This is a genomic window from Oleiphilus sp. HI0061, assembly GCF_001635675.1.
Map to the genome: position 1 here is coordinate 1 of NZ_LWFE01000904.1, position 7,517 is coordinate 7,517.

The 7,517-nt window shown below is 42.4% G+C and carries 5 protein-coding genes; 2 read left to right on the top strand and 3 right to left on the bottom strand.

Going from position 1 to position 7,517, the window contains the following annotated elements:
- Positions 1–9: 9 nt before the first annotated feature.
- Together asnB and xrt are read right to left on the bottom strand one after the other, a co-directional pair.
- A complete protein-coding gene (gene asnB, locus A3735_RS10665; protein WP_068515289.1) occupies positions 10–1,983 on the bottom strand; it encodes an asparagine synthase (glutamine-hydrolyzing) in 1,974 nt (657 codons plus the stop codon).
- A 3-nt stretch (positions 1,984–1,986) separates the two neighbouring features.
- Positions 1,987–3,486, bottom strand: a complete 1,500-nt coding sequence (gene xrt / locus A3735_RS10670) for an exosortase (protein ID WP_068515288.1) — start codon at positions 3,484–3,486, stop codon at positions 1,987–1,989.
- A gap of 222 nt (positions 3,487–3,708) precedes the next feature.
- On the opposite strand from xrt, the gene cysC reads away from it, so the two are divergent.
- Together cysC and A3735_RS10680 are read left to right on the top strand one after the other, a co-directional pair.
- Positions 3,709–4,305, top strand: a complete 597-nt coding sequence (gene cysC / locus A3735_RS10675) for an adenylyl-sulfate kinase (RefSeq protein ID WP_068515286.1) — start codon at positions 3,709–3,711, stop codon at positions 4,303–4,305.
- A 79-nt stretch (positions 4,306–4,384) separates the two neighbouring features.
- Positions 4,385–7,006 (top strand): tetratricopeptide repeat protein, encoded by a 2,622-nt coding sequence (locus A3735_RS10680; RefSeq protein WP_068515276.1) that lies wholly within the window; start codon positions 4,385–4,387, stop codon positions 7,004–7,006.
- Positions 7,007–7,070: 64 nt separating this feature from the next.
- Here the strand turns inward: A3735_RS10680 and A3735_RS10685 are convergent.
- The coding region (locus A3735_RS10685) for a helix-turn-helix domain-containing protein (RefSeq protein WP_304439988.1) at positions 7,071–7,517 on the bottom strand (447 nt) is incomplete at its 5' end.

Here is a 7,517-nt window from a genome sequence, read left to right on the forward strand (position 1 = left end):
TTATTTATTCTAACTGATTCTGTGTAACTCGGTATCATTAGAGTGATGGTTTTTGAAATTACTCTCAAATTGATCAATAAAATGATGGTGCCAGGCTTGGGTTGATAAGACGGATACAAGCGCTGTGTTGTCTTTTTGGCTAATTGCCTTACCTGATTTGATTTTTTTCAATAGTAGCGCCACTTTGTTTGGGTTGAAGTAATTGCTGTCTTTCAAAGAATTCTCGCTTAGTAAGCTTTCAACGTATTCGGGCGTACTGTCACTAAAAAAGGATGGTATGTTAGGTGCTCTATAAGGCTGTTTATAACGCTGGACAATAGTATTTGGCAAACGATTTTGCATCGCTTTTTTTAGAATGTACTTTTCGTTGAACGCTTTCATCTTGAGTTTTGGGTGCAATTGGCTGGCGAACTCAATCACATTGTGATCAAGAAAGGGGAAGCGACCTTCAACTGAGTTTTTCATTAACATTCTATCCCCTTGAGAGTTGAGCAAGTAACCTGCCATCAAGGTTTTACTCTCAAGGTATAAGGATTTATTGAACGGCTTCCATGAATCAAACCGATCTGGTAATGAGGCGATAAGTCTCTCCTCTGCATTAACATTTAATTCTGATGATAAGGCGTCACTATAGAAAATTTTTGCTTTTGAAGTTGATGCGATCCTTGGCAAATGTGAGAAAAGAGGATGGTTCGGTTGGTCTACACCTCCACCAAAAAAAGCTTTCAAGAAGGAGCCGGCTCGGTCACGAGACATATCTAAATAAGGATATAAGCGCTTGATTAATAAAGGGCGCCAGGATGAGTCAGGCTGGCGTGACCAGAACTCTCTAAGTTTGGCTTCTTTAAAAAGGTCATAACCACCGAATATTTCGTCCGCTCCTTCTCCTGTTAGTACTACCTTGTAGTTTTGCTGTCGAGCCAGGGCTGATAAGCGACCCATAGGGATGGGCGCTGTACGTACAATAGGGCTTTCAGTGTGCTTTATGCAGTCCAAGAAGTCATCCGCAATATTGCTGTACTTGCACTGTGTTGAAAAGTGACTGGTGTTTAAGTGTTCGACCATGGTTTTTTGGTGCTTGCTTTCATCCAGGTCAGCATCTTCGAAAGTGAGTGAAAAGGTGCTGAGGTCTCCGTGATCCAGGTGTTTGATGAGTGAAACCAGGATCGATGAATCTAAGCCGCCCGAAAGATAGGCTCCAACGGGGACGTCAGCCCTTAAACGAATGCGAACGGCTTCTTCTAGAAGTTCAGATACCTTCTGCGCTGCAATCTTTTCATCTACTATGTGTGGGGCGGTTCCAGATGAAAATGGATAATCCCAGTATTGGCGTCGCGTTAAGTTTCCTTTCTCAAAAACAACCTGCTCTCCTGGTTTAACCTCGTAGACATTCTCAAATGCTGTGTTAGGAGAGACAGGTGCCCAATAGCTAAGTATTTGGTCTAAAGAGTTTAGGTTTAGTTTTGGTGCTGAAGGAAGTGTACACAGTATGGCTTTAACTTCTGATGCAAAAGCGAGTGATTGTGCTTGCTGGCTATAAAATAGTGGAGATATACCTACCCGGTCACGAGTTAGAACGGCTCGTTGTTGTTTTTTATCCCAAAGTGCTATTGCGAACTGGCCGTTTAAGTGGTTAACAAAATCCAGGCCATATTCTTCGTAAAGGTGAACGATAACTTCGGTGTCGGTATGGGTATAAAATTGGTGGCCTTTAGCAATTAATACTTCTCGCAGTTCAGGGAAGTTGTATATCTCGCCGTTAAAACTAACCCATACTGATTTATCTTCATTATGAATAGGCTGCTCACCACCCTGAATATCGATGATGCTCAAACGCGTATGAACCAATAAGGCTTGGCTATCTAGATAGTAAGCTTGTCCGTCAGGGCCTCGATGGCGTAATTGTCCTGCCATTTGCTTGGCAAGTGCATAGCGATCTTTTTCAAACGGGGGGAGGCCAAACAAACCTGCTATTCCACACATAGGTTAACTCTCGATGTCGCTGCTTGAACTTATATCAGAATTTGATTGTATGTGTAACTGGATTATTGTATCCAGCATACCTTGAGTTGGCGTTAAGTTACTTTGACACTTCAGGTTGCATTCTTTCGAGAGAGCAACAAGTTGTGATTCATGGATATCAAGATAGGATTTTTTTAATTGTGCTATCTTGCTTGATCCTATTGAATTTGCAAATTGCGCTCCATGTTTATACCAGTAATATACTACTCGGTGCGTTCTTCCTGCTTTAGCAAGCGCGATACGAATTCTTACGTTTGGGTGTAGATCACTTGTCCATGCATAATCATTGATTAGCTGCCATCTGTTCTTATCAAATATTGTGTTCTGGCTATTGGCCATTTCTACATTACTATTGTTTAGGTAGGTGAGGATGTATAGGTCGAGCTGGTCTCCGAAGGCTCCGTATAAGCCTCGCGTTAAATTGGTTGGTTGTGGAAAGTGAGGTTTCCAGTTGGTCGCTCGAGTTGTATCGAGTGTTAGGCCATTTAGTGTTTTTGGTAGCTTAGGTTGGCTTACCTGGTATTCTCTATTTTCTGGTGGGCTAAGTGCTAGTTGGGAAATGATTAGTAAAACTGTGCAAGCTGTTAACGAGAGAATTTGTTGTTTCAATGGCTGCGATGTATCTTGTTTTACAGGTGACTCTTGTTCGCCTTCTGCATCGAAGTGGCGGTCGATGAAAAACCATGGAAGCATCACGGCACCGAACACAATCCACCCTAAAGTATCATGGTCTTCCATTAAAGGGTGGCTAACGCCCTCATAATAGGCGATGAGTAATAGAATGAAGACCCGAATCCAGTTTCCGATCATTGCAAGTGTTGCGGCAATCGCAAGGCTTATCAATGCATGACGAAAACGTCTTCTATTAAACGCTGAGGAAATCAATGCTAGTGACAAAGCCGTCATAAAATACTTTAACCCTGAACAGCCCCCAGCAACATGAACTACGCCGGTGGTGACGGTAAAGTAGTTTCCTTCAACAAGTACCGTTAGTGATAGTAGGGAGGCAAGGTAAGAAACAACTTTAACAGTCAGTGTTTGTAAGAAAGGGATTGCCAGGTACCAGAAAGGCATCGCCATTAAGACGACACTCCATGCAATGATAATATTACGAGTACTTGCAAAGCCTAGAACTATTGCGCTAAATAAGGGCAGCGATAAAGCAAGGCATAAAAAAAACAGTGTTTTTATATCCAGAGCTTGAGATAAAACAAACCCGGCGGTCAGAAGAATGACAGCAGGTAATAATAGATAGTTCGGTTGAACTTTGTTCGATCCAAGGTTCTTATATGAAAAATAGGCGCTTAAAGCGAGAAGGATATAGCCCATATCCAAATCGCCAGCAGTGGTCCAGTGAGTATGAAGTTGAACTAAACGGCTGGGGTAGAAAGTTCCTAGATAACATAGCAACAGGGCAAAAATTGCCGCTAACCACAGCACAGGCTGCCTAGCGATCCGTGTCATAACTTCATCCAAAGTGTAGCTGTACCGCAATGTACGTGAGTCGTTAACGGCTTAGTCGTTCGTTGCGGTAAACAGTTGTAAAACTGCTAAGGTTATTAAAATGCTTTGTAATGGTGTTAAGCTTAGCTGAAAAATAAGGTTAGTGAAAACTATATAAAAGTAACTAATAGTAACTTCGCGACCGATATTGCTCATATAAGACAACTTAAAACGACCTCAATTATGAAAAGCCCAAATATCCGCTGGCACGACCATCAAATCCAAAGAGAAGACCGTGCTAAGCAAAAACATCAAAAGCCCTGCATGATCTGGTTTACCGGCCTTAGTGGTGCAGGTAAGTCTAGTGTCGCGAATGCCTTAGATGCGATGCTCTACGAGAAAGGTAAGCATACCTACCTTTTAGACGGTGACAATGTTAGGCATGGATTGACGAAGGATCTGGGTTTTTCTGCTCAAGACCGAATTGAAAATATCAGACGAATTGGTGAGGTAGGAAAACTTTTTGTCGATGCGGGTTTGATTGTCCAGTCTGCGTTTATTTCTCCTTTTAATTCAGATCGACAAATGGTGAGAAAGCTCTTCCCTATAGGGGAGTTTATTGAGGTTTATATTTGTACTGATCTTAGTGTTTGTGAGCGGAGAGACCCGAAAGGTTTGTATAAAAAGGCGAGGGCTGGAGAGATTCGAAACTTTACGGGTATTGACTCTACATATGAAGCCCCCGAAGATCCTGAACTCGTGGTTGACGCGGGTGTTTTAAGTATAGAAGGTGCAGCAAAGGAAGTTTTTGATTACTTGGTTTTGCGTGGATATGTCTAGCAAACACTAGAATGGCTTGCTTTGAATATAGAGCTTAGCTACAGTGAAAATCTGGAATTTTAATCATAGGGTTTAAAGGATGAAGTTTAATAAAGTTGGGCGATTGTTCATATCTGCTGTATTAGTAAGTATGTTGATTGCCTGCGGAGAAACTGATCAGAAAGAGCTTAACGCGAATCATCTAGCGAGAGCTAAAGCTTATGCCGAGCAAGGTCAATATAAAGCCGCGACAATTGAATATAAAAATGCGGTGAAGAAGTCGGGTGGCGAAGCCTCTTCAATTGTTCAATATGCCGAGATGTTGATTAAATTAGGGCAATATGACGCGGCGCTTAGCTTATTGGAGCAGGTGAGTACCGACAAGGATGAAAGTTACTATGTCGCACTGGTTGAGTCTTATCAAGGTAAGCACAAGTACTTATCTGCTGAGCTTGTTCTGGATGAGCACTTAAGTGGCAATAGCGTTGAGCTTCAAATGCTTCGTGCGCATAACTTGTTAGGTTTGAACGAGCTTGAACAAGCAGTCAATGCCTATCAGAAAATTCTTAATGACGAGGCAGGGAATGACCTCGCTACCCTAGGAAAAGCAACTGCTTTAGTAAGATCTAACCAGGTAAAAGAATCGAAAGGCTTGCTTAATTCCATACCTAAGGGTGCCAAGGCTTTTAGTAAAGCAAGAATTCTATTGGCTGGTATTGCAATTGGTGAACAGAACCTGGAACAGGCCGAAGATATTCTGACCGATTTGCTTTCTACTATGGATAATACAGATATTATTGAGCCGGAAAAAGCCGTTGTATTAGAACGGCTATCTTATGTTTTGACTCGCCAAGGCCGTTCTAACGAAGCCTATATTTACACCAAACTGTTATCCGAAGCCTTCCCGGGTTCAAATGAAGTAAAAGAGAAATATCAGCTTGCGGTCGAGAAAATGCAAGCAGGCGAATTGGATGCGTCTAAAGCAACTTTGATCGAGATATTAAATGATTATCCCTCATACAAGCTAGCGACTCAGCTACTAGGTATTATTAGCTATTTGGAAGGAGATAATACCGCAGCCTCTAAATACCTTTCAGAAAGTGTTGATCCGGAAGTCGCAAATGAGATGACGCGTCACATTTATGCGGCGACGAATCTGAAAATGAATGAGCCAAAGAAAGTGCTAGAAATACTTGAGCCTACTATTGATCGCAGTAAGGCGCCCGAAACACTTGCATTGTATGGCTTAGCAGCAATATCTGATGGTCAGTACAAAAAGGGTGAGAATGCCCTTCTGAAAGCTTTGTCGTTTGATGAAAAGAATATTCGGGTTCGCCTTGCTTTGGCAGATTACTACCGTAGTGGCCCAGGAGCGAATAAAGGTAAAGAATGGCAACAGCTAGATCAATCATACAAGCTAGATAGTTCAGATCTTCAACTGTTAAGAAGCATTGTAAGTTTCCACTTGCGTCATGACGGAGCGAAGAAAGCTGAAGAATTTATCGCCAGTGCGTTGAAAGCTAAACCAAGAGATTATGCGACCAATTTAGTAGCCGGTTACTTCTCGCTGAATCAAAGGAATATATCCACAGCGTTAAAACGTTTTACTATGGCTGCAGAGGTAAACAAGGAAGGTGAAGGTTATCTAAATGCCTTGTTTGCGAAAGGAAAAGCTGAGATATCTTTAAGTAAAGGCGATTCAGCAAAGCAAACGTTTAATGAAATTATTCGGGTGTTCCCCGAAAGTGAGTTGGGTTATAAAGGTTTGCTATCTGTTTATCTTATCGAAGATCAAGGTGCCGAAGGACGTAGTAAATTAGAGTTCTTCGCAAATAGTAATGCTCAGCTAGCGCCATATTATGTACTGATTCAGGAGTCGATCTCACAGCAGAATGTATCGGATGCTAAAGCGTATCTTGAAAAAGCGAAAGCGGCTCACGGAGAAGATGGAAAAACCAAGCGTTTAGGTGATGGAATTAAGTATGTTGAAGCCTTAATTGCAATGCGTAAGAGCGATTTCGCTACGGCGCGTACCAAAGTCGCTGAGGTTCTAACGAGTGAACCGGATAATATGCGCTTATTGTCTTTTTTAGTTGATCTTGAGCTGAAGGCTGGACGTGTTAATGAGGCTGAGAAAGTACTTGGTCAAATAGAGGCTATTAATGATAGCCACCCTGTTGTGAACATATTGCGCGGTGATATTGCGCTATCCAAGAATGACTATTCAACAGCGCGTAAGCTATTGATGCAAAGCTGGGGAAATGCACCCGTAGATTCTACAGCTGAAAAACTATATCGAGTGCTAGGTGTTTTGGGTGATAAGCCTGCCCAAAACAAGTTCCTTCAAGATTGGTTGGTTAAGCTACCTAACAGTACCCCAGCGCTTATGTATCAGTCCTTAGCTTATCAGCAGCGGGGGCAACGTATAAAAGCGGTTGAAGGTTATGAAAAAGTTCTGAAAATTGCGCCCAATAACGTCATGGCTCTGAATAATCTAGGGTGGATCTATTTTGAGAAAAAAGATTCGAGGGCGTTAGAGCTGTTAGCTAAAGCTGTAGACTTAGCGCCGGAGAGTCCAGCCGTTCTTGATAGTTATGGTTGGGTACTCGTTGATAACGGGAAGGTTTCTGAAGGCTTACCTTATCTAGAGAAAGCACATAAGCTCGCTCCGGAAATGGAAGAAATTGAAGAGCATTTAAACGCTGCTCGAGCCAAGCAGTAACCCTTGAGAAAAAGCCTGCATGAAGCAGGCTTTTTTCTTACTCCTATGAGTGTAGCGAATAGGGCTATTGCTCGTGGGTATTAATTCCAAACTTTTCCGTCAGGTTATAGAGTGTCGGCCTAGTAATTCCGAGTAGTCTAGCTGCTTGCGCCATATTATTCTGTGCGGCATGAATAGCTTGTGTGATTGCCGTTTTTTCTGCTGCGTCTCTTATTTGGCGAAGATTAAGCGCCTCTTCAGTCGCACAAGCATCATTTGACAGCTCAAGGTCTGAGCTCGTGACAAGCTTATCATCAGCCATGATGACTGCCCGCTTTACTTTGTTAATAATTTCTCGAACATTACCTGGCCATTCATAGCTCTTTATTGCTCGCATCGCATCTTCGTTAAATGCTAATGTCGGACGGTTCATTTGTTGAGCGAAAGTTTTAAGCAAAGCTTGTGCAATGATAATCGCATCACCGTCACGCTCCCTGATGGGGGGGATATTGAGAGAAATTTCACTCACTCG